At 49.2% G+C, this 20773-nt stretch carries 20 protein-coding genes and 1 pseudogene; 11 read left to right on the forward strand and 10 right to left on the reverse strand.

The annotated features are described in order from the left end of the window. From MMG03_RS13055 to MMG03_RS13080, 6 genes and pseudogenes are all read left to right on the forward strand, one after another. Positions 1–237, forward strand: a pseudogene (locus tag MMG03_RS13055) (hypothetical protein); the annotation flags it as partial. Between the two features lie 385 nt (positions 238–622). Continuing rightward, positions 623–1672, forward strand: coding sequence for a hypothetical protein (locus tag MMG03_RS13060; RefSeq protein WP_088666483.1), 1050 nt, complete (start codon positions 623–625; stop codon positions 1670–1672). A 9-nt stretch (positions 1673–1681) separates the two neighbouring features. Next, positions 1682–1840, forward strand: a complete 159-nt coding sequence (locus tag MMG03_RS13065) for a hypothetical protein (RefSeq protein ID WP_158236590.1) — start codon at positions 1682–1684, stop codon at positions 1838–1840. Between the two features lie 101 nt (positions 1841–1941). Next, entirely contained in the window at positions 1942–3297 is a 1356-nt protein-coding gene (locus MMG03_RS13070) for a sugar MFS transporter (RefSeq protein ID WP_249506474.1), read from the forward strand. A 60-nt stretch (positions 3298–3357) separates the two neighbouring features. Continuing rightward, the gene (locus tag MMG03_RS13075; protein WP_249506475.1) at positions 3358–4353 is read left to right on the forward strand and encodes a hypothetical protein; all 996 of its coding nucleotides are present in this window, start codon (positions 3358–3360) and stop codon (positions 4351–4353) included. An 18-nt stretch (positions 4354–4371) separates the two neighbouring features. Continuing rightward, complete coding sequence (locus MMG03_RS13080) at positions 4372–5487, forward strand: hypothetical protein (protein ID WP_073236514.1); 1116 nt, start codon at positions 4372–4374, stop codon at positions 5485–5487. 88 nt (positions 5488–5575) lie between these two features. Here the strand turns inward: MMG03_RS13080 and MMG03_RS13085 are convergent, their stop codons facing one another. Beyond that, positions 5576–6124: a methylated-DNA--[protein]-cysteine S-methyltransferase gene (locus tag MMG03_RS13085; protein ID WP_073286981.1), complete on the reverse strand. Its 549-nt coding sequence runs from the start codon at positions 6122–6124 to the stop codon at positions 5576–5578. 272 nt (positions 6125–6396) lie between these two features. Further along, positions 6397–7620, reverse strand: coding sequence for an alanine racemase (alr, locus tag MMG03_RS13090; protein ID WP_073286959.1), 1224 nt, complete (start codon positions 7618–7620; stop codon positions 6397–6399). Between the two features lie 456 nt (positions 7621–8076). Between alr and MMG03_RS13095 the strand changes: the two genes are divergently transcribed. Further along, a complete protein-coding gene (locus MMG03_RS13095; protein WP_088666480.1) occupies positions 8077–9024 on the forward strand; it encodes an AgmX/PglI C-terminal domain-containing protein in 948 nt (315 codons plus the stop codon). A 188-nt stretch (positions 9025–9212) separates the two neighbouring features. Beyond that, positions 9213–10328 carry an aminopeptidase gene (locus tag MMG03_RS13100; protein ID WP_088666479.1) on the forward strand — a complete coding sequence of 372 codons (1116 nt, stop codon included), beginning with the start codon at positions 9213–9215 and terminating at the stop codon, positions 10326–10328. A gap of 94 nt (positions 10329–10422) precedes the next feature. Here the strand turns inward: MMG03_RS13100 and MMG03_RS13105 are convergent, their stop codons facing one another. The 5 genes from MMG03_RS13105 to MMG03_RS13125 all read right to left on the reverse strand — a co-directional run bounded on the left by MMG03_RS13105 (position 10423) and on the right by MMG03_RS13125 (position 14794). After that, positions 10423–11733: a hypothetical protein gene (locus MMG03_RS13105; RefSeq protein WP_249506476.1), complete on the reverse strand. Its 1311-nt coding sequence runs from the start codon at positions 11731–11733 to the stop codon at positions 10423–10425. A gap of 68 nt (positions 11734–11801) precedes the next feature. Next, positions 11802–12182: a hypothetical protein gene (locus MMG03_RS13110; protein WP_088666477.1), complete on the reverse strand. Its 381-nt coding sequence runs from the start codon at positions 12180–12182 to the stop codon at positions 11802–11804. Positions 12183–12340: 158 nt separating this feature from the next. Further along, positions 12341–13351 (reverse strand): aspartate-semialdehyde dehydrogenase, encoded by a 1011-nt coding sequence (locus MMG03_RS13115; RefSeq protein WP_073160381.1) that lies wholly within the window; start codon positions 13349–13351, stop codon positions 12341–12343. Next, positions 13348–14310: a hypothetical protein gene (locus MMG03_RS13120; RefSeq protein WP_249506477.1), complete on the reverse strand. Its 963-nt coding sequence runs from the start codon at positions 14308–14310 to the stop codon at positions 13348–13350. Before MMG03_RS13120 ends, MMG03_RS13115 begins: the two co-directional genes overlap by 4 nt. Before the next feature lie 4 nt (positions 14311–14314). Then, the gene (locus MMG03_RS13125) at positions 14315–14794 is read right to left on the reverse strand and encodes a single-stranded DNA-binding protein (protein ID WP_073160383.1); all 480 of its coding nucleotides are present in this window, start codon (positions 14792–14794) and stop codon (positions 14315–14317) included. A 386-nt stretch (positions 14795–15180) separates the two neighbouring features. Here MMG03_RS13125 and MMG03_RS13130 point away from each other — a divergent pair, with 386 nt between their 5' ends. From MMG03_RS13130 to MMG03_RS13140, 3 genes are all read left to right on the forward strand, one after another. Further along, positions 15181–16278, forward strand: a complete 1098-nt coding sequence (locus tag MMG03_RS13130; protein WP_249506478.1) for an exo-beta-N-acetylmuramidase NamZ domain-containing protein — start codon at positions 15181–15183, stop codon at positions 16276–16278. 154 nt (positions 16279–16432) lie between these two features. Then, on the forward strand, positions 16433–17515 hold the full coding sequence (locus MMG03_RS13135; protein ID WP_088658746.1) for a GGDEF domain-containing protein: 1083 nt from the start codon (positions 16433–16435) through the stop codon (positions 17513–17515). Between the two features lie 50 nt (positions 17516–17565). Continuing rightward, positions 17566–17850, forward strand: a complete 285-nt coding sequence (locus MMG03_RS13140; RefSeq protein WP_249506479.1) for a hypothetical protein — start codon at positions 17566–17568, stop codon at positions 17848–17850. A 222-nt stretch (positions 17851–18072) separates the two neighbouring features. Here MMG03_RS13140 and MMG03_RS13145 read toward each other — a convergent pair whose 3' ends face one another. From MMG03_RS13145 to MMG03_RS13155, 3 genes are all read right to left on the reverse strand, one after another. Next, positions 18073–19398: a type II toxin-antitoxin system HipA family toxin gene (locus MMG03_RS13145; protein ID WP_249506480.1), complete on the reverse strand. Its 1326-nt coding sequence runs from the start codon at positions 19396–19398 to the stop codon at positions 18073–18075. Between the two features lie 18 nt (positions 19399–19416). Continuing rightward, positions 19417–19839 (reverse strand): helix-turn-helix domain-containing protein, encoded by a 423-nt coding sequence (locus MMG03_RS13150; protein ID WP_088666475.1) that lies wholly within the window; start codon positions 19837–19839, stop codon positions 19417–19419. A gap of 326 nt (positions 19840–20165) precedes the next feature. Further along, the gene (locus tag MMG03_RS13155) at positions 20166–20768 is read right to left on the reverse strand and encodes a 3-isopropylmalate dehydratase small subunit 2 (RefSeq protein WP_073160397.1); all 603 of its coding nucleotides are present in this window, start codon (positions 20766–20768) and stop codon (positions 20166–20168) included. Positions 20769–20773: the final 5 nt, after the last annotated feature.

A 20773-nucleotide genomic window follows, 5' to 3' on the forward strand; every position in this document is an offset into this window, starting at 1 on the left:
TTCCAGAGTATTGGACAAAGGCTTGGCTTTGTGAGCGCCGGAGACGAATACCGCGCCCTTGAACGCAAGGTTCGCAGGATGGAGTCGGCAAGCAAGGCAAAAGATGCGAAACTGGCTGCGAGTGAAGCTAAACTGGCCGACCAAGCCAATGCTCTTGCTGAGAAGGACAATGCTCTCGCTGAGAAGGATGCACTGATTGCTGCTCTTCAGGCGAAGCTGGCCGAAAAAAGCAAATAGCTGCTGCGATCATTTCGCATAACGTTAGGACCCCTCGCGGGTCCTTTTTTTGTTTGCGTCTCCCCCGCGCCCCTCCGGTGTCATCCCCGACTTGTTCGGGAATCTCCTTTTTCTCCAAACGAAGCTACTGCGGCTTACAAAGGCTTTTTCGCACACTCAAAAGTCCTGCAAAGCCTTCCCAAAAGATTGGCTCAGCCCTCGAACTCCTTGCTGCGTTCACGAACCATTCACGATGCTCCGATTTCGCTGATTTTGTAGCCTTGCGATAACATTATTAAGTGTCTTTAGTAAATTTTTTATAATATGTAATAGGCTTTAATCGTAATTTTTTGACTTCTATTTTTGGCTGCGGTTGTATAGGGACTTCCTAAGACTGGGGTTCAATATGAAGAAGTTTGCAATAGCTGTAGCTGCTATTTTACTCTGCGCTGTAGGCGCCACTGCCGTGAATACTTGCACGCCGGGGACTCCGAAGGTGTACGGCTCCCTTACCATAGACACCATGACCGTTGATTTTGGTAATGACGTTGGCAAGTATGTTCGGTGTGTTGCCTATTTTGACGATAAGAGCCCGAATCGTGATTCTACGATTAGTGTTCCTGATACGGAATATGTGGAACATATTATCTATCATCGTGATTTCAGTGGCAATACATATGGAACGGTAATGTTCCCCTTTGAATCCACTCTTTTTGGTGGTGATGGACTTCAGCTTTTTGGCGCGAACGTTTACAAGTTTGTAATGCTGAAACGTTATTGTCCACAATGCGTTGTGCAGGCTGTTGTCGATGAAGTAAAAAGAGCTGATACCTTGGAAGCCAATACCCCCTACATTGTAAAGGTTGGTGGTGTTGATGGGGCTAGTCAAATTGAATTTCGACAGACCTATGAAAATTTCCTGAAGGTTCCAAGCTATCCGTTGAGCACCAAGGGTGGAAATAACGGGGTCGTCGTGTCCGAAGACGAAGATTCCAAGGGCTGGAAATTCGTTGGCACTTACAGCTACAAAAAATGGGTGGCTGGCGATAAGGATCTCGGCCGCGTGTATGGCTATGCCGCCGAAAAGCGTGAAGCCACGGATGGCAAGAAAAAAGTTTCTGTTGGCGACTTTGTGAAGGGCTCTGCCGGCGCATTTATCCGCCCCATGCGAGCTTACTTCTGCAACAACTGCGCAACTGGCAAGTTCGTCGGTATGAAGGCTGCTGCAAAGCCGGAGGAAACAGCCTCCCTGGATGAGGAACTTCCCGAAAAGATTGAAATTGTCATTCGCGGAAGCGATGGCGACTTGACCCCCATTGGCGTGATGAATACCCGCACTGGAGAAATCTCGACGGATGATAATCTCTGGTTCGACATGAAGGGCCGCAAGCTGAACAAGAAGCCTACCGCCAAGGGAACTTACTACAACAAAGGCCAGAAGGTCGTCATCAAGTAGGGGAGAACCATGAAGAAAGAATATGTAGCCCCGAAGATGGATGTTCTGGAAGTTTGCGTAAATGCCGCACTGCTGCAAGGCTCCGGTACCGAAGGCGGCCCCGACGCTACCGAATACGATGGCGAATTCGGTTTTGACTACAATCCCGAAATGAACAAGAAAGCCTAATTGTTAAAATTTGCAGTAGAAATGCTCGGCCAGGTGGCCGGGCATTTTTCGTCCTGTAAAGTGGTTTCTTTTTTCCGAAATTTTTATTTATCTTCAAGGGTATGACATTCCTGCTTGTGGTCATATATGTCGCCTTTATCGGCTTGGGTCTCCCGGATACGATTCTGGGGGCGGCATGGCCCTTGATGCAGACTGATCTGGCGGCCCCTCTTTCTGCGGCGGGAATCCTTTCGATTATCGTGAGTGTCGGGACGATAATTTCCAGCCTGATTACGCCTACGTTGATGCGCAGGCTTGGTACGGGCAAGCTGGTGGCGATTAGCATTTGCTGTACTGCAGTGGCTACGGCTGGATACGGCCTTGCGACCGCTTTCTGGATGATGTGCGTCTGTGCCATACCCATGGGCCTTGGCGCCGGAGCCATCGACGTTGCCCTCAATAACTTTGCGGCAATCTATTTGGAATCAAAGCACACCAACTGGCTGCACGCCAGCTGGGGCGTCGGGGCCTGCCTGGGGCCTGCAATCCTGTCGGCTTCCGTTTTTGTGGGGGCGGGGTGGCGAGGTGCCTATGAACTGAATGCAGTCTTGCTCGGAGCCATCGTGGTGATGATGCTGGGGGCTCTCCCGTTGTGGAAACGTGTCGAAAAACCGAGGCCAAGTAGCGAGAGTGGGCGAGGCAACGGTTCCGAAAATCGTGGTGGCAAGACCTCCGCTCCGGTGGAAAATGACATATCCTTGCGGGCGGCACTTCTTGTGCCTGGAATGAAACTCTCTTTCTTGACTTTCTTTTTCTATTCTGCCCTGGAAATTTCCACTAGCCTTTGGTGTGGAACTTATTTGGTTGCCCGCGGCTTTGCTCCGGAGATTGGTGCTTTGGCGGTTTCTCTGATGTTTGCTAGCGTCATGGTTGGGCGTGTCGCCAGCGGATTCTTTGCCATCAAGTTTACGGATATGCGCCTGGTGCATGCGGGTATAGCCATTGTGATTGTTGGCTGTTTTACTTTGATCCTTCCGTTGCCGTTATGGTTCACGCCTCTTTGCATTTGTTTGCTTGGTTTGGGCTGTGCCCCTGTTTATCCATCCTTAATTCACGCGACTCCGGCCCGTTTTGGGGAAAATCTTTCGGGGCGAGCCATTAGTATACAAATGGCGGGCTCTTATGTGGGGTCCATTATAATGCCTCCTACTTTTGGATTGATTGCGGCTCATTTTTCTGTGATTCTCTGGCCTGTTGCATTGGCGATATTTGTGGCGTGCCTTTTGGTTTGCGTCTGTCTCTTGGATTACGTGACCCGCAAAAAACTGAATAATGCATTCGCTGCCGAACGCATCATGGACGTACTGCATCAGGTGTCTGCAATGAATGCTGCCCGCAACAGGATACGCCGCCGCCGTCGCAAGGATCGCCGAAAGGCTAGACAAATTCAGCTGCGTAAAGCCAGAAAAAATCAGTGACTTTGATGATTGATAACTAGGTTAAGGGAATCTTAGTTGTTAGATTTAAGGGTGGAGGCTATGATGAATAAAATTTTATCTCTCGCTGTCTTAGGTTTCGTCGGAATTGCAAGTGCTTTTAACTGCATCGATGCCGTAAGATTGGTGAATATTACAGAACAGATGTTGTTCTCTCTAGATGAATCCGTTCGTCTCGATAGTAATAAATCCGTGAATCGAGATGGTGTTTCAGGAACGACCTATATTTTTTTGTGGAACGGACCTTACCTTGAATCTTACAGTGGAATAAGAATTCTTTCTGATGGATCGTCTGCAATGGGTTCGGTTGTTCCTTTTTATGTAGAAAAAGAAAGTGAGCTGAAGAAAACAGGCTTTGAAATCCTTTTGTCAAAGGAGCTGAATGACGATACCACGGTTGTTAATCATACTCGATATACCGATGGAAAAAGTTTCGTAAATAGCAGAGGCTTGTTTTTCGGTGAAAATCTTGTCATTGAATTTTTACCGGATGAATCTGCGAGTTCTCTTTTCGATCGTGAGGAATTGATTACAAGGAACGATACCTTGTTCACCAGGAAATGGACAAAAAATAGTTCTGGAGATTTGTACGTTCAGACAGAGTTTATTCTTGCTGTCGATAAAAATGATTCTACCTTGTGTAATCAATGGGTTGTTTTGGCTACGGGAGATACCGTACAGGATCGTAAAGGCGAATTTAAAAAAATAGAAAATGGCTATTCTCTTTTTTTGACTGACGTTGACGAAAATAGCAAGGCCCTTCAACAGTATTTCTTTACTGTGTTGAAGGATGATAGTTCTGTAGAAAATCCAGATACTTCTGCAGCCGAAATCCCCGATACCACAGAGGTTGAACTGCCTAAGGATTCCGTTGTTACGCCTGTGGATTCAGTAGAAACTTCGAAGGATACAACGCTGGCGCTTGCGAAGCGGATGAAAGCTGAGCCTGTGTTTAAATCTCGAGACCACTACATCGACCTGAAGGGTCGTCGTTTCTCAAAGCAAAAGAAAGAACTGCCTTACCGCGTTTTATTCTAGTTTTCTAAATTTTTAATCATGGCAAAGAAGAAAAAGTTTTTTAAGTCCCCGGCGCTGGCTCAGGCCAACCGCAGCAAAGAAGATCGCCTTCGCGATACCTTGACTCAGATCGTTAGCGGTGAAAGCCGCCTGTTGAACCGCCCCGATGACTTGTACGAAACCATCGGCAAGGGTATTGACGATATCGAGGATTGCAAGGATCCCAAGGTTCAGCTGGAACTTTTGGCTTGGACCTTGCGTACCGATTTCGTCTCCTTCAAGGTAGATGACGAAGAAAAGGAATATTGGGACAGCCTGTTCTACGACGCAGGTACGTTCTTTGTGGAAATTGCCAAGCAGTACGAAGACAAGGATTACGTGGCCGACCTGATTCACGACCTGGCCGTGCGGCATGTGGGCGGTGAAGGCCGTTCCGTGGTGTTCCTGAGCCTTGAAGAGGTGATGCCGCTGGAAAGGGCAAGCAAGCTTTTGAATGAACTTGTGGCGGAAGAAGCTCAGTTCGCCGACGAAAACCGCGAAGACGTTCTGGACGCCATTTGCGATATGGCAGACGCTATCAACGATTCTGCAAACTATGCCAAGGCCGCCCTGCTGAAGGATCCGGACAAGAGCAACGCTACCATCATCGACATTGCAAACGCCTACTTCATGGCTGGCGACCTGGTGCTTGCCAAGCAGTGGATGAACGATGTGAAGAATCCCGGCAACGAAGACGAAGAAGCTTACCTTGATTTGCAGGCAGCCATCGCCGACAAGGAAGGCCGCAAGTCGGATTGCCTGAAGATTGCCCGCCAGCTTTACGAAACCTATCCGAGAATCATGAACCTGGGTCGCCTGGCCGCATTGCTTTCGGATTCCGAAGCGGATCAGCTGTTTACCGAACACGAAAAGTTCCGTTGCGGTTCTTCAGCCAATATGGAATTCATGCAGCTTCTGGCAGGCATGAAGCGTTATAAGCAGTTGGCCGGTTATGTAGACAAGTTTGAAGAAGACTTGGCTGGCATGGATGCCGAAGAGCTGAACGAAATAGCCGATGCCGCCGAAAAGGATGGCGAAAAGGATCTGGCCAAGCACATCCGTGACTGGATCGTAGAAGAGCCCGAAGAAGCCGAAGCCTTCGACGACAAGGACTAGGTTCGACTCCGCTCACCTACCGAGGTTTGATTCCGCTAGTCATTGAGCGAAGCCGAAATGTCATCCCGGGCTTGTCCCGGGATCTCCTTTACTCCAACAGCATTTCCTGTGGAATTGCGCCTTCTATTACCAGGAGGCGTCTTTTCATATCTAGGCCCAGCCCGAAACCTACCAAGGCTCCGCCTTTCCCGATAACGCGATGGCAGGGGAGGATCAGCGGAATCGGATTCTGGTGCAGCGCCTGCCCGACGGCTCGCATGGCCTTTGGACTCCCCACGATTTCTGCGATTTCCTTGTAGGTGCGGGATTCACCGTAGGGGATTTCCTTGAGGGCGTTCCAGACTTTTGTCTGAAATTCCGTGCCGTATAATTTATATGGTATGCTGAACTCTTTCCGCTTACCCGCCAAGAATTCGTTGAGCTGCTGAACCGCCTTGCGATAGGCTCTGCTCACCACTGGCGACAGGTTCGCTTCGATGTCTGCAACGGCGTAAGTGCAGGCCTGAACCTGGCTTGGCTTTGCGTTGTCAGAATTGTAGCGCAGGCTGCAAAGTTTAGACTTCTCGAATACAAAAGTCCATTCGCCCCATAAGTTTCGGTGGCGTATGGTTGTGTATTTTTCGTCTGAAAAGTCCATATCCTGAATATACAAGATTATTTTTTATGTGGATGAAAAAAGGCAGTGCTTTTTCCTTTAAAAAGGATTTTTAACCGCCTTTTTGTTATGTTGTATGTGAATTTTCCTGCAAAACGCACTTGATGTTGAAGAAAATCTCCTTCTTTTTGAAAAAATAGAAGCGAAAATCCTCTTTTTTATGCCTTTTACACGGATAAACTAAAAGAAAGGCGGTGGATTGACCCTAAAAAAGGTATTTCCACCGCCTTTTTTGCTGCGAACTCAGCGAACCACTATCTCAACGGGTATTCCTTGAATTCCTTTACGCCGAATTCCTGACGCAGGTAGTCCCAGCGGACCAGGCGGTTCTTCCAGTAGTACTTGCGGTACAGACGGCGAGCCACGCGGCTTGTCAGTTCGTAGGGAATGGTGTGATGGTCGTCGGCCACACTTTCCATGGAAATGCGGAAATCCAGTTCGCCGTTCACCACGTCTACGGTTTCACCGACTTGCACGTCGGGAATGTGGCTCACGTCCACCATGGTGGCATCCATGCAGACTCGACCCAGGATGGGGCAGAGCTGTCCGCGGATAAAGACGAATCCCTTGTTGTATTCACCGCGAAGGTAGCCGTCGCCGTAACCGATGGCGATGGTGGCGATGCGGGTGGGCTGCTGTGCCATCCAGTATCCGCCGTAGCTTACGGTTTCGCCGGGCTTCACATCGTGAATGTGACGGATAGTAGACTTGATCTTCATGACAGGCTTGATGGGCCAGGGGGAAGGGGCGGCTCCCATGGGATTGTAACCGTACAGGGCGAGGCCGGGACGGACCATGTCGAAATGACTTTCGGGATGGGTCAGTGTGCCTGCAGAACTGGAGCAGTGACAAATTTCGGGACGGAGGCCTTCGGCTTCCAGCACATCTACCAAGCGGGCAAATCTCTGGATCTGGATTTCGGTCTTGGGGTTGCCCGGCATGTCGGCGGTGGCCAGATGAGTGAACATGCCTTCGAACTTGAGGTTCTTGAGGCTGAGGGCGGCACGTACGTTGTTGAAGTCTTCGGCGTCGAAACCGTAGCGGTTCATGCCGGTGTCAATTTTCAGGTGGGCCTTGCAGGTGCAATCGTTTTCGCGGAGGAACTGGTCGAAGGCCATGGCGGTACGGATGTCCGTAATGACGGCGGTCAGCTGGAATTCTACGAAGTAGGCGAAGTCTGCGGGGGTGCAGGGGCCAAGAACCAGGATGGGCAAGTCCATGCCGTACTGGCGCAGGACCATACCTTCGCTGATGTGGGCTACGCCGAGGTAGTCTGCTCCGCCGAACTTGGCGGCAAAGGAACAGGCCAGGCTGCCGTGACCGTAGGAGTCTGCCTTGACGGGCAGGAGAATCTTGGTGTTGGCAGGAATCTGGCTACGGATAAACTGAATATTGTTACAAAGGGCGTCGAGGTTGATTTCAATCCAATTGGGGCGCGCGATTCTATTAAGATCGGGAGAATTCTGTAAAAGCTTCATGATGCAAAAAAATATAAGAAAACTCTAATTTGGAATAGAACAGGTTGCCGTATTTTTTGTAAAAATGGACCGCTAAAATGATGGGGTGAATCCGCCTCTAGCCCTTATGCCATATGGCATTGGCGGTTCGACTGATTTTTTACAGAAAATCCCATAAAGATTTGTTTACCGATGCCGACGTTCCCGCCTGATTTTTTCTTTGTACATTCAAGATGTTCGAGATGAATTTCGTTCATTCCCCGAAGTAAGGAGCGGTGGTAGAACGGAGTTGAGAACAAGCTAACTTAACGTTTTCGTATTCCCGTTTCATATAAAGTTTGAGTGTTGGACATTGCCTTGCAATGTCGTTCTCTGCTTTACCCCCTCATAAAAAAGACTCTCCCCAAAAGAGCCGTTTCTAAGGTATTTCTCCCATAAATCACCAAACTCTTTCCGAAAGGAAAGGAGGATAAAATCATGAAAAACGTAAACGAAAAGAAGAAAGTAAAATTGGATCCGCTGGTAGCTGCGCTGATGCCGGATTCCGACAAGAAGATGGGTGCCATTGCAAGTGGTTCTCTTCTGGTGGCGCTTGCCCTTTGCTTTTGGGCGGCGGCATTCGAACAGCTTGTTCCCGAAGTGGCCTTTGTGGATTCGGTGAACGAGAACATCAGGGCTACCATGCAGATCCTAGACCGAAAAGAAGAAAAGAAGGAGGAACGTCCCAAAAGAAAGATGGAACAGGTCTATCGCAGGAGAGCGGGTGGCGGCGGCCCCCGTCGTGGTACGGGTAGACCTAATGCGGTCCAGGAACGTAGTGTTCTAAAAATGCTAACGGCGCAGACCCATAGCGCAAGCGCCGGGGCCTACGATCTGATGACGCAGAAGTTCGCCAAGGATATCGACAAGGTGCTTAAGCACAGCAGCGGCCTTCAGCTCTCCGGAAAACATCGAATCGGTGAACGTGCCGGTAAGGTGGACGGGGGCTTTAATCAGGGCTATGCTGCTGGCGGTAGCGGTGGCGTGGGAGATGCTCTCAGCAGTCTTATTGGAGGCTCTGCCGGAGCGCTTTCCTCAAGGGCTAGGGGACCTATGAAAATTCCGTCGCCTACGGATATTGAGTGGGGTTCCGATCATTCGGTCCGTTCGTCTTCTGATGTGATGAAGGTGATTAGGACTCGAACGCCTGGGCTTCGCCATATCTACAACAAGTACCTCAAGAAAAAACCGGGATTCCAGGGCAAGGTGACTTTGCGGTTTACCATTGCTCCGGGCGGTGAAGTCATTAGCAACGCCATTGTCGGGTCGACAACCGGCTACGCGGAATTCGATAGTGAAATCAGGAATGCCGTGAGCCGTTGGACCTTCAGTAAGATCAAGGCGGGCAATACCACCGTGACAATCCCCTTCACGTTCTCTGAATAGTATAACACCCTAAACCCCGATAGCCCCCAAGGCTGTCGGACATTTTTATATTTAGGTATGAGTTTTGAGTCATGAGCTATGAGTTAATAAGTTAGGCGCCTTCGGCGCGATTATAAAGACTCGTATCTCACGGCTCATCACTCACTACTCACCGCTCATCTCTCACGGCTCATCACTCACTGCTCATTATGAAAGATCCTCGCATTACCAAGCTTGCTGAAAATTTGATTAATAACGCCATTGCTCTTAAGGCTGGCGAAAACATTCTCATCGAAACCACCGACACTCCCGATGAACTGACGACGGAGTTGATCAAGGCTGTTTCCAAGGCTGGTGGCAATGCCTTTGTGCATAACTACAATGGCCGTGTCCGTCGCGAAATGATCAAGTCCGCTTCTGTGGAGCAGATGAAGCTGGCGGCGGATCTGGCCATGGAAGAAATGCAGAAGATGCAGTGCTACATTTCTATCCGTGCTGCAGAAAACGCCATGGAAAACTGCGACGTTCCTGGCCCGCAGATGAGGAACTATCGAATCATCAACCAGGCTGTTCTGGACTATCGTGTGAACAAGACCCGCTGGTGCGTACTTCGTTGGCCCAACCCCTCTATGGCACAGGCCGCCAAGATGAGCACCGAAGCTTTCGAGGACTTCTACTTTGAAGCTTGCCTGGCCGATTACCCCCGCATGGCCAAGGCCGCCCAGAATCTGGTGGACCTGATGAACCGTACCGACAAGGTGCGCCTGGTTTCCAAGGGAACGGATTTGACCTTCAGCATCAAGGGAATTCCTGCCGTTCCTTGCTGCGGCAACATGAACATCCCCGATGGCGAAGTCTATACCGCCCCGGTCCGCAACAGCGTCAATGGCGTAATCCAGTACAATACTCCGTCCCTCTATGACGGCAAGCAGTTCGGCAATGTGCGCCTGGAATTCAAGGACGGTGCCATTGTGGCAGCTTCTTGCGAAACCGGCGATAACAATGCTCTGGTGGCCCTGTTCAATACCGATGAAGGCGCCCGCTATGTGGGTGAATTTGCCATCGGCTTTAACCCCTACGTGAACAGCGCCATGTGCGATATTCTCTTTGACGAAAAGATTGCAGGCTCCATTCACTTTACCCCGGGCCGTTGCTACGAAGACGCTCCCAACGGTAACGTTTCTGCCATCCACTGGGACCTGGTCCTTATCATGCGCCCGGAATACGGCGGTGGCGAAATCTGGTTCGACGACGTTCTGATCCGCAAGGACGGCAAGTTCGTCATCGACGAACTGAAATGCCTGAATCCCGAAGAACTCGCTTAATTTTGTCCATAACCTGCGCATTACTGCGTTGCTCGCCCCCTTACGACGAAAAAGTCCCCGCATCTGTTGATGGGCGGGGATTTTTTTTGTTGCTTTAGAACGGCTTTTGAGTCCTGTATATTATTTGTTTTGCTGTTGGACGACTATTTTTCCTTCGACCAAGAATGTCAAAATTTTTTTGAGATATGGTGAAATCTATATCAAAGGTTTCTTCGGTGGTGATGTCTTGGCTCTGGCCGTAGGGAGCTTGTTTTTGCAATGATGTGTAGCAGTCGATTTCTACATACCACCAGCCAATGTTGCCATAGCTGAAGGAGCCGCTCCACAGCCAGGAATTCCCGCAATCGCCACCACGAGTGGGGTTGCATTTATAACAGGTGCCGTTGTACGCGAAACAGGCGGATGTCGGGTTGCTTGGAATTTCATCCAACGGGAAACCGGGGCATGCTCCGATTCTATTTTTATCAATTCGGTCTCCCGTATTGCAATCAACTTCACGCCACCACCATGAATCCGATGCATTGTCGTTTACCCAGCCATTGAACTCGTTTGCTCGGGCGGGATTCAGGGAATAGCAAGAGCCCTCTTCCATGTTTTGTAGACCCGAATTGAAAATTTGATCGGGGTTGCTGACGATACCGTCAAAAACGTTTGTGGCCAAGGATGAAGAAGATTCTGTCTTGCTGGAACTAGACTGCTGATCCTCTATGCTTGAACTTGAAGCTGTTACCGATGAACTTGTTGGATTTATGCTAGGAGAGATTTTTCTCTGATGTTCTTCGATGATATACTCGCAGAAATCGTATGCGTTTGAAAGTGTCCTCGGACTTAAAGTTGAAAGATGGCCTCTGCCGATGTAATCGTAGTCGTAGTATACATACATTGTCGGGAATGTCTTAATCGATTCATCCCCGAGTTCAATAGCCATTTTTCGTGTGAAATTAGCTGGGATTCGACGTAATGTTTTTTCTGTAAATTCCAGATCCTTGTCGAAATAAATTACGTCAGAAGTGTGTTCTGTACAGCCGCTTTCATCCAAGGCTCCTCTGAAACATGTATAGTATGGCTGTTCAAGGTAGGCTCCATTCTGACCGCAACTTTCTTTATCGTTGTAGCATCGGTAAAAAATATGGTCGTAATTGTCGTAATACTGTACTGCTGCAAATTTAGCCCTTATGCCCAAGGATGTTTCATTGTTTTCGTGCCAACAATAAATTTCAACTGCTCCGCCGTCTAAGTCCAGGGTAGGAATGCCATTCATTTCGGGTCTTGTTGTGCTGACGTAGCGAGACACTTCGCCTCCCTCAGAAAAACATTCGTTTGCGTAGTGGTCGTGCATTAGCGTTTCAATAAGCGATATCGCATTTTCCTTGCTAAGTCCACCTTCTTCTATATAAGGTGACAATTTTTCACAATATTCTACGGCAGAAGAAATCGACAAAAAATAGTTAGATAAAGTAAAATTTTATTCATTTAATTGCACATTCCCTTCTTTAAACACTCTTTCATCATCTTTCTAAACAATATTTCTGGGTCGGGTTTATGTGGTGACTGGTTTCCTTTTATTTGGTCAAGAGAATCATTGTATTTTTTTACTTCTGTGACGTACAATCTAAAGGAATCTTTTTCCATCTTTTTTTTCACTTTTAATTCGACCAGAGAATCCAATTTTTTTTCGTCCGTTTCAATAAGGAATTCTTCCGTTAATAGTTTCGCTTCATCAACTTTTGCTTTTTCAATCAGACGTTTTTCCTGTTGTTGCTTCTGCGATTTTTCTCCATTCTCCGTACATCCGGCCATCGTTGTGGTCGCTACGGCAAATACCAAAATTATTTTTGCAAGTTTACTTGCCATATTTAAACCTCTTTTACCTAATATAACCAATCAGGAATTTTATCGGATAGGGTTGTTTAGATAAAGTAATTCTTTTTAACGGTAAAAAAAACGGCCCGGCTTGAACCGGGTCGTTTTTCAATTGCATTTTGTCGCGGAACCTGACCGCGCACTCGCCTTTACAGGAGTTCTGCAATCTGGACAGCGTTCAGTGCAGCACCCTTACGGATCTGGTCGCCGGTGAGCCACAGAGTGTTGCCGCAATCGTCAGCGAGATCCTTACGGATACGGCCGACATAAACGTCGTCGTGACCGGCGCTTTCCAGCGGCATGGGGTAGACGTAGTTCTGCGGATCGTCCTTCAGGAATACGCCCGGAGCGTTCTTGAGGGCTGCGCGGATTTCTTCGACGGAAACCGGCTTTTCGGTTTCGAACCACACGGATTCGGAATGAGAACGGAGAGAGCTAACGCGTACGCAAGTTGCACTGGTGCGAACATCGGAGTGCATGATCTTACGGGTTTCGTTGAACATCTTCATTTCTTCCTTGGTGTAGTCATTTTCGGTCATCTTGTCGATCTGCGGAATGACGTTGTAAGCCAGCTGGAAGGGGAACTTCTTGATGTGGGTGGTAGAACCGGTTTCAATGATGTCCTTGTACTGCTGCTGGAGTTCTTCCATAGCAACTGCACCTGCACCGCTTGCGCTCTGGTAAGAGGAAACGCGGATCTTCTTGATGTGGGAAATCTTTTCGATGGGGTTCAGAACCACAACCATCATGATGGTGGTGCAGTTGGGGTTTGCGATAATGCCGCAGCCACCGTTTTCGGCCTTGTGCAGCGGAATGTCGCAAGCGTTCACTTCGGGAACGACCAGAGGAACGTTGTCCATCATACGGAAGTAGCTGGTGTTGTCGACGACGACTGCGCCATTTTCTACAGCAATGGGTGCAAATTCCTTAGAAACTGCAGCGCCTGCGGAAGAGAGAACCAGGTCGACACCCTTGAATGCATCGGCGCAGGTCAGTTCGACCTTCAGCTTTTCACCCTTGAAGGTGAATTCCTTACCGACGCTACGTTCGGAAGCGAGAAGCTTGAGGTTCTGGAGAGGGAAGTTGCGCTGTTCCAAGATGGAAAGCAGTTCCTGGCCAACGGCACCGGTGGCGCCCATAATAGCTACGTTACGAATCATTGTTGATCCTGTTGTTCTATTGGTTGTGGTTTATTGTTTGATTTCAAATTTTCGATATCGTTCCGGAAGCGGTCCAGATAGACGTTCATCTGGGCAATCTGGCTTCGAGTCTGCCTGTATTGCACAAGCTGTTCCTCGGGGTTATCCTGGAGCGTATAGTTGTAAAGGGAATAAGCGGCCAGACGGGCGCTTTCACTTGCCTGAATCAGTTCGGAGTGAGCTTCGCTGGACTCGTGGGGGTGGAACAGTCCCAGAACCTTCTTGTTCAGGGCAACGGCATTGTTGTTGATGGCCAATGCCTGTTGGCTACGAATCTCGCGTTCGCTTTCGCTGATGTTGGCAGGGATAGGTTCAAAGACGTCGATGGAGTTCGAGATGTCCAGCATGCGTCGAATGACGGATTCTGCCTCGTCTACATAGCTCTCGAGACGGCTGTTGGCGAATTCCCTGTCAGAAGAAGCGGGGGCGCCGTTTTTAGATGCGGCGTTCTGCTTTGCCTTGTACTGAACAGCCTTGCCTCCGTCGCCATTTTCGAAGGAGGCGATGTAGTCCTGGTAGCGGGCGTTCTGTTCGGCCAGTTCCCTCGGGTTGTAGTCCGAAGTGGGAATGAACGTGGGGCGGTCCCAATAGGCGATTCCCAGGAAGCCGGCCAGCATAAATACGGCAAGGAAGATGTTTCCGCTCATGGTGGCTCGGTCTTCGCTACGGATGGCGTAGATGATAGACAGGATTACCATGCTGGCGAAAGTCAACAGCAGGCCGCCGTCGCAGTTGTAGGTGATGTAGGTGTTCTTGGCGAAGTAGAACACGCAGTCCATGGCTACAATCAAAATAGACAGAAGGACTCCCAGAATCTTCTGACTGCGGGTATAGGCTGCTGCTGACTGGAGAATCGCCGTAAAGGTGATTCCCAGCGGAAGCACGAGCATTAATGCAATGTCTGCGACTTGATGGTTCATCTAGTTAGAACGGCAGGTCTTCGTCTGCGCCTTCGGCCATGGGAGCGTCGTAGGCGGGAGCGGAACTCTGCTGGTTGAAACTGTTACCCTGATTGAAACTACTGCCCTGGTTGAAGGAGCCGCCGCCGAAATTGCCGCCGTTCTGGTTGCGGGGAGTCAGGAGCTGGAAGGTATCCAGGCTGACTTCGGTGGCGTAGCGCTTCTGGCCGGAAGTCTGGTCGGTCCAGCTGCGGTTGGTGAGAGAACCTTCGACATAGAGGGTCATGCCCTTGTGGACGCCCAGCTGTTCCATGGTTTCGGCAACTTTGCCCCAGCCGACGATGTTGTGCCAGTCGGTCTGTTCCTTCTGTTCGCCGTTGTTGTCGCGGTAGCGGCGGGAAGTTGCCAGGGAGAAAGACACGCGCTTACGGCCAGTGGGACCTGCGCTAATGACGGGATCCTTGCCGATGTTACCAATGAGCATCACTTTATTGAGATAAGCCATAATTAATCCTATTTTTATTTTTTTGTTTCTACGGGAGCAAAGATAAAAAAAACGAATGTCATTAAACTGTCAATTTGAAAAACCAGAGCATTTTGCAAACAATATGCGACATTTTTTGCTCAAATAACTATCTTAAAGCAGCAAGTTTAAAGGCTAAAGGTACGAGGCTGGATATTAGATATGAGTTGTCAGATACGAAATCTTATAATCGCGCCGAAGGCACCAAAGTTAGGTATGAGGTATCAGGTATGAGGGCGGAGCCTGTGGCTCCTTTCAGCTAAATAATCGCGCCGAAGGCGCCATATTTTAACTCATAACTCTTCACTCTTCACTCTTCACTCTTCACTCTTCACTATTAACTATTAACTACTAACTACTAACTAACCATGGTTACTCTCGCTCTTTCCAATTTCGAAAAGTCTTTCCCTGCCGCCCTCCGTGGCAAGCGCCTTGGCGCAGTCCTCCATCCCGCATCTGTTTGCGCTGATCTGAGCTACACTCTGGATCTTTTGAAGTCCTATGATGGCAAGCTGTTTAAGTTGTCTGCGTTGTTCGGCCCCCAGCATGGTATCAAGGGCCACACCCAGGACAACATGATTGAATGGGAAGGCTACACCGACCCGGAACTTGGAATTCCTGTTTACAGCCTTTATGGCGAACATCGCGAACCCACCCCGGAAATGCTTTCTCACGTGGACGCCCTCCTGGTAGACTTGCAGGATGTGGGCGCCCGTTACTACACCTTCATCTGGACTCTTTACCTGTGCATGAAGGCTTGCGAAAAGCTGGGTATTCCCGTTGTGGTCGTGGATCGCCCGAACCCCATTAATTGCGTAGATGAAGAAGGTCCGGTTCTAGACCTGAACTACACCAGCTTTGTGGGCCTCCACAGCATCCGTACCCGCCACGCCAAGACTATCGGCGAATTGGCTGAACAGTTCAAGGCTGAATGTTTCCCCAAGTGCGAACTTTACGTGATGCACATGGAAGGTTACGATAAGAAGATGTGGTACGACCAGACTGGTCTCCCGTGGATTCTTCCCAGCCCCAACATGCCGACCCTGGATACCGCAATCGTCTATCCGGGTATGTGCCTCTTTGAAGCCACCAACGTGAGCGAAGGCCGCGGAACTACTCGCCCCTTCGAAATCTTTGGCGCGCCCTTCATCGATGCGGTTAAACTTTGCAAGTACATGAACGGTCTGAAGCTGCCGGGTGTGTACTTCCGCGAAAACTACTTCCAGCCTACCTTCCACAAGGGCGCTGGCCAGATTTGCGGTGGTGCCCAGATTCACGTTCTGGATCGCGACAAGTTCCGCAGTTTCGACATGGCAATTAAACTTCTGCAGTACATCTTCAACGAATATCCCAAGGATTTCGCCTGGAAGCAGCCGCCTTACGAATACGAATTCCACAAGCTGCCCATCGACATCTTGCTGGGCAATGGAACCTTCCGTAAGGAATTTATCGAGTCTTCTATCTAATTATTAAAGTTAGACTTGTGCGAAAGCGTCCGCTGTGGCGGGCGCTTTTGCTTTATGCTTATTACCCATAAAAAATGGTGATTCTTGTTGAAATTCTTATAATACAATTTTATATTATGAACTTCGTTGGGTATGGTATTGAAGGAGAGGTGTCATGTTTCAGGAACGTCTGGACGAATTCCTGCGTAAGCAGGATACATTGGAAAATGTATTCTTTTGGGTGACTTTGGGCCTTGTAGGCCTGGCGTCGTTCATGTCTGCAGTTTCCTCTGTTGTTGAAAAGCTGCCGGGATCGACAGTTACTTTTTGCTTTTTCTGCTTCTTGTGTGTTGTCCTCCTGGGGGTTCTCGCCAAGATAACTCAGAAAATCTCGTTTTGCTATGTGGCGCTGTGCCTTTTGATGTGCGGCATTATCCTGCCTCTTCAGTTTTTCATGTATGGCGCTCTGAACAGCAGTATCATCATCTATTTCTTTGGCTCGGTGTTCCTCTGTGCGCTTCACGAAAAGAGGGCGACCCGTTATATGTTAATCGCCTTTGCCATTGTGTCGGGCGAAGCTTCTTTTGTGGTGTCCTGGCTGCATCCGGAGTGGGTGACCAACATCGATGCCGAAACCACGTTTATCGATTATTGCGCCACTTATCTGGTGCTGTCCATTTGCCTTGGTGCGACGACTTCGTATTTGCTGAAACTTTATGCCTTGAACCAGAAAGACAAGGACGAACTTCTGGAGAAACTGCGGTATCTGGCCGAAAAGGATCCGCTGACCGATTTGTACAACCGTCGCCATTTTATTGACTACCTGTCGAAAACGGTATGGCATGATCGCAAGGATGGCTATTACGTGTTCATGTACGACATCGATAACTTCAAGGAGATTAACGATACTTACGGCCATCCTTTTGGTGATATGGTGTTGCGCGGTGTTGCGACTATTGGGCGCAGCGTCGAGGATGCCAGCAAGGGGGAATGCGCTGTTCGTTATGGTGGCGAGGAGTTTATCCAGCTGATCCGCGCCAGTTCCATGGAAATGGCCTTTGCCAAGGCGGAATATATCCGCACCCAGGTCCGTGGAATTGCCTATGCCGACAAGCCCGAGATGGTAATATCCATCAGCGGCGGTTTGGTCTGTTGCGGCGATGGAGCCTTTGAAAGTCAGAATAAGATTTTGAGTGGGGTAGACGCCTTGTTGTACAAGGCTAAAGCTAACGGAAAAAATCAGATCTGCAAGGAATAAAAGTCTTGCTTTAAATATGAAAAAAGTCCGAGTCTAGAGACCCGGACTTTTTGTATTGTTCTTTGCGAATTGACCCGATTGATGAAAAGAATACCACTGGTTATAACTATCATCGTAAAGCTTTGCCGCAGGCAGAGACTCCTATTACCTTGAATGTTCCGTGGAGTGAATTCAAACAAGCTAAGGATGGTGATGGCAATATTTGGGGTGTTGAAAAGTCCATTGACTATGTCGTGAAACAGTCTGCGTCGATTCAGGTGTTTTTCGGTGGTGATGCTGGCCAAACTGCTGATTTTAACATCATGCAGCTTGGTGCCTACGGCAATTGCCAGTAACTATTTCTGTGTTACTGAAATCGAGAATGCGTAATTCTCTATGATATAGCAAAGGGGCATGGCTTTGGCCATGCCCTTTCTTGTATTGTGAAATTCGTTTTGTTTGTATTGTTCTGTTTGATTTTGCGGCTTTTGCTTTTAAAATTGGGCTGATGAATGAAAAACGTTATTTTTGTGAATTTTGCCTTGATGGTGGCGTTGTGGAAGATGAAGGGGTAAAACCTAAAACGTTCTGTGTACAGCCTTGATCTGCTTGATATATTCCGCTCTAACTTCGTTTGTTTTTGCAAACTTACTCCATTGGCTGACTGCGCTTTGCACGTCGGCCAATATTTTTTTGTAGCGGCCTTGCTTAAGGCCAGCAAACTTTGCCACGGCCTTGAAATCGTCAGTGGTGAAATAGTCACGCTTGCCGTTGAAGGTGAGCTGATGGGTACCGGTCCAGAGACCGCCCGGATTGTAGGCGTAAGTCATGTCGAATGCGGGGGCCAGGCTCCATTCGCCCCGCTTGTTCATCAGAAATCCGATGTTCTTTGCGTGATCGTCCTGGTTGCGGGCACAAATGTTAAAAACTGCCCTGCGGAAAAATTCTTCGAGGGCATCGTAACCGAGGCCTAGCTGCTTGATTACGGTAATTGCCTGCTCGTAGCTGTAGGCACCTGCAGCATTGAAGTCGTAGTGGGCGAGTGCGCAGAGGGACTGGTAATGCAACTTCTTGCCACCGGCGAGGCGGTCAAAGCGTCTTGTCATAAAGTGCCTGTGTCCTGCTTTTTCCAATAGACGACATTCCGACATCTGGATGCCTGCTGCCAGCGCCATCTGGTAGTAGGTGTATTCGATAGGGCCGTAGCCTTGGAAATCAGCCTTTTCCTTGTCGCTGTTGTTCTGCACATCGTCCAGCTTCAGAAGCCAATAGGAAAAGTTTTCGCCATTGGCGACTTGCCCGGAACGGATTTCGCCGGTGGTTTCGTCCAGGGCGATAAGCACCTTTGCCCTTGCGCCGCCTGCGGATGTGCCTACGCGAAGAATCTGCTCGAAGGTCTGCTGCTGCTTTTTTGTTCTGATGGTGGGCGTTTTGCTTGCGGCTCCTTTGCCGATGCTAGCCCTGAAATTCTTTCGGCTGTCTAAAATGCTTGCGGCGAAGTTTCGGAGGTTTTCTACATCCAGAATGTCGTTCTCGCTTGCGGCGGGACCTTCGACTGGATAAAATTCCAGGGCGCCCATGCCGCGGTTGCCTGTATAGCAGAGACGCTCCAGGGCTGTAAAAGACTCGGGATTCCTCCCTTGCTTTATAAGCCAGGAATCGATGAGCCTGTTGCCGAACTTGTCGGGAATGGAGTCGGCGAAAAGTCCTGGCAGACCTTTAAACGTGTTAGATAAAAGCGGAAATGTGTAAATTTGACGGTTTACGGGCATAGTAATGGGCGAGGGCTCGACGCCGGCCCCGACAAATGCGGGTGCGTATTCAAAATGCGCCACAGATTCGCCTTCCTGCATGGAAAGCGCCCCGATGGTTGTTCCCCAAAGCTTGACTTCGACGGCGATCATGAATCCTCCCAAATGGACTTACTTGTCTTCGTCCCAAACCCATTTGGACTTAGGTTCGGCGGCGATACTTGTTTCAGAAAAATCATTTGGACTGTCGAAAGAACTTGCCTGCCCCTGTGTATTGTTTCTTGGTTTGGAGGCACGCTTGCGCTTGTTCTTTTGCTGGTTCTTGGACTGCATCAGAAGTTCCATGGGGCTTGGGCCAAGCTCAGGAACAATGCTGATAAACTGGTTCAAAAGCCCCAGTGCGCGCAGAATTTTTACCATGTTCAGAAGTTGGGTGGATTGCCCTTTTTCGATGTGCTCCACGGTGCTTTTGCTGACGCCCGCCCTGTTAGCGAGCTCCGCCTGTGTCCAGTTGTTGTTGAGCCTGTAGCCTGCAATGCGTTTGCCAAATTCAACAAGGACTGCTTCGTCAGAAAAGGGTGTGTACTTGACCATGGTTTATTCCTCCATGGGGTAATATACAAATTTTATTTCGAAATGATGTATTTTTATTTAAAATTTACGAATAAATACTAAATATTTATTATAAATCAGTAAAAATAAAGAATTAAATTTTGTGATACTAAATCACGATTTTTGTGTAACTACAAAAAAAACGCCCGAGTCTAGTGACCCGAGCATTTTTAATTCGCTCTTTTGCCTTTAAGGCACGGAGTGCCGACCTCTAAGCGAAGCGACCTCTTGCCTCAAAGCACCTATACGATACTTGGAACTTTAGTTCCGTAGTAGAGTTATCCACCTTGTGGAGCAGGTGCGCCCTACTACTTGAGAAAGTTCATGTACGGAAGCTTGGAAGCCAGTTCCTGCACCTTGTCGGCGTTAGCCTGGAGGGCGGAGCGAGCGTTCCAGGAACCGTCCAGGAACTGACCGCGAGGACCATCAGCCAGAGTGAGGGCGATGGTTTCGTCACCCAGCTTCAGGGTGCGAGCGTCGGTGCTGGTTTCCAGTTCCTTGGAAGGATTAGCTTCGATCCATGCGAGAATCTTGTCTGCTGTAGCGTGGTCAACCTTGAAGCAGGGAACGCCAAGAGCAACGCAGTTGCCGAAGAAGATTTCGGAATAGCTTTCAGCGATGATGGCCTTGATGCCCCAGCGCTTCAGAGCCTGAGGAGCGTGTTCACGGCTGGAACCGCAACCGAAGTTCTGGTTGGAAACCAGGATGGTGCCGTTCTTGTAGGCCGGGTCACGGAAGGGGTGAACCTTGCCCTGGGCTTCCAGGCCGGCGATATCGTCAGCGAAAGCGTTTGCGCCGAGACCTTCGAAAGTCACGCACTTGAGGAAGCGAGCCGGAATGATACGGTCGGTATCGATGTCGTTACCGCGAACAGGAACGCCGGAACCTTTAACGATGTCAATAGAATTCATTTTTA

The sequence above is a fragment of the Fibrobacter sp. HC4 genome, assembly GCF_023373925.1.
Taxonomy (GTDB): domain Bacteria; phylum Fibrobacterota; class Fibrobacteria; order Fibrobacterales; family Fibrobacteraceae; genus Fibrobacter.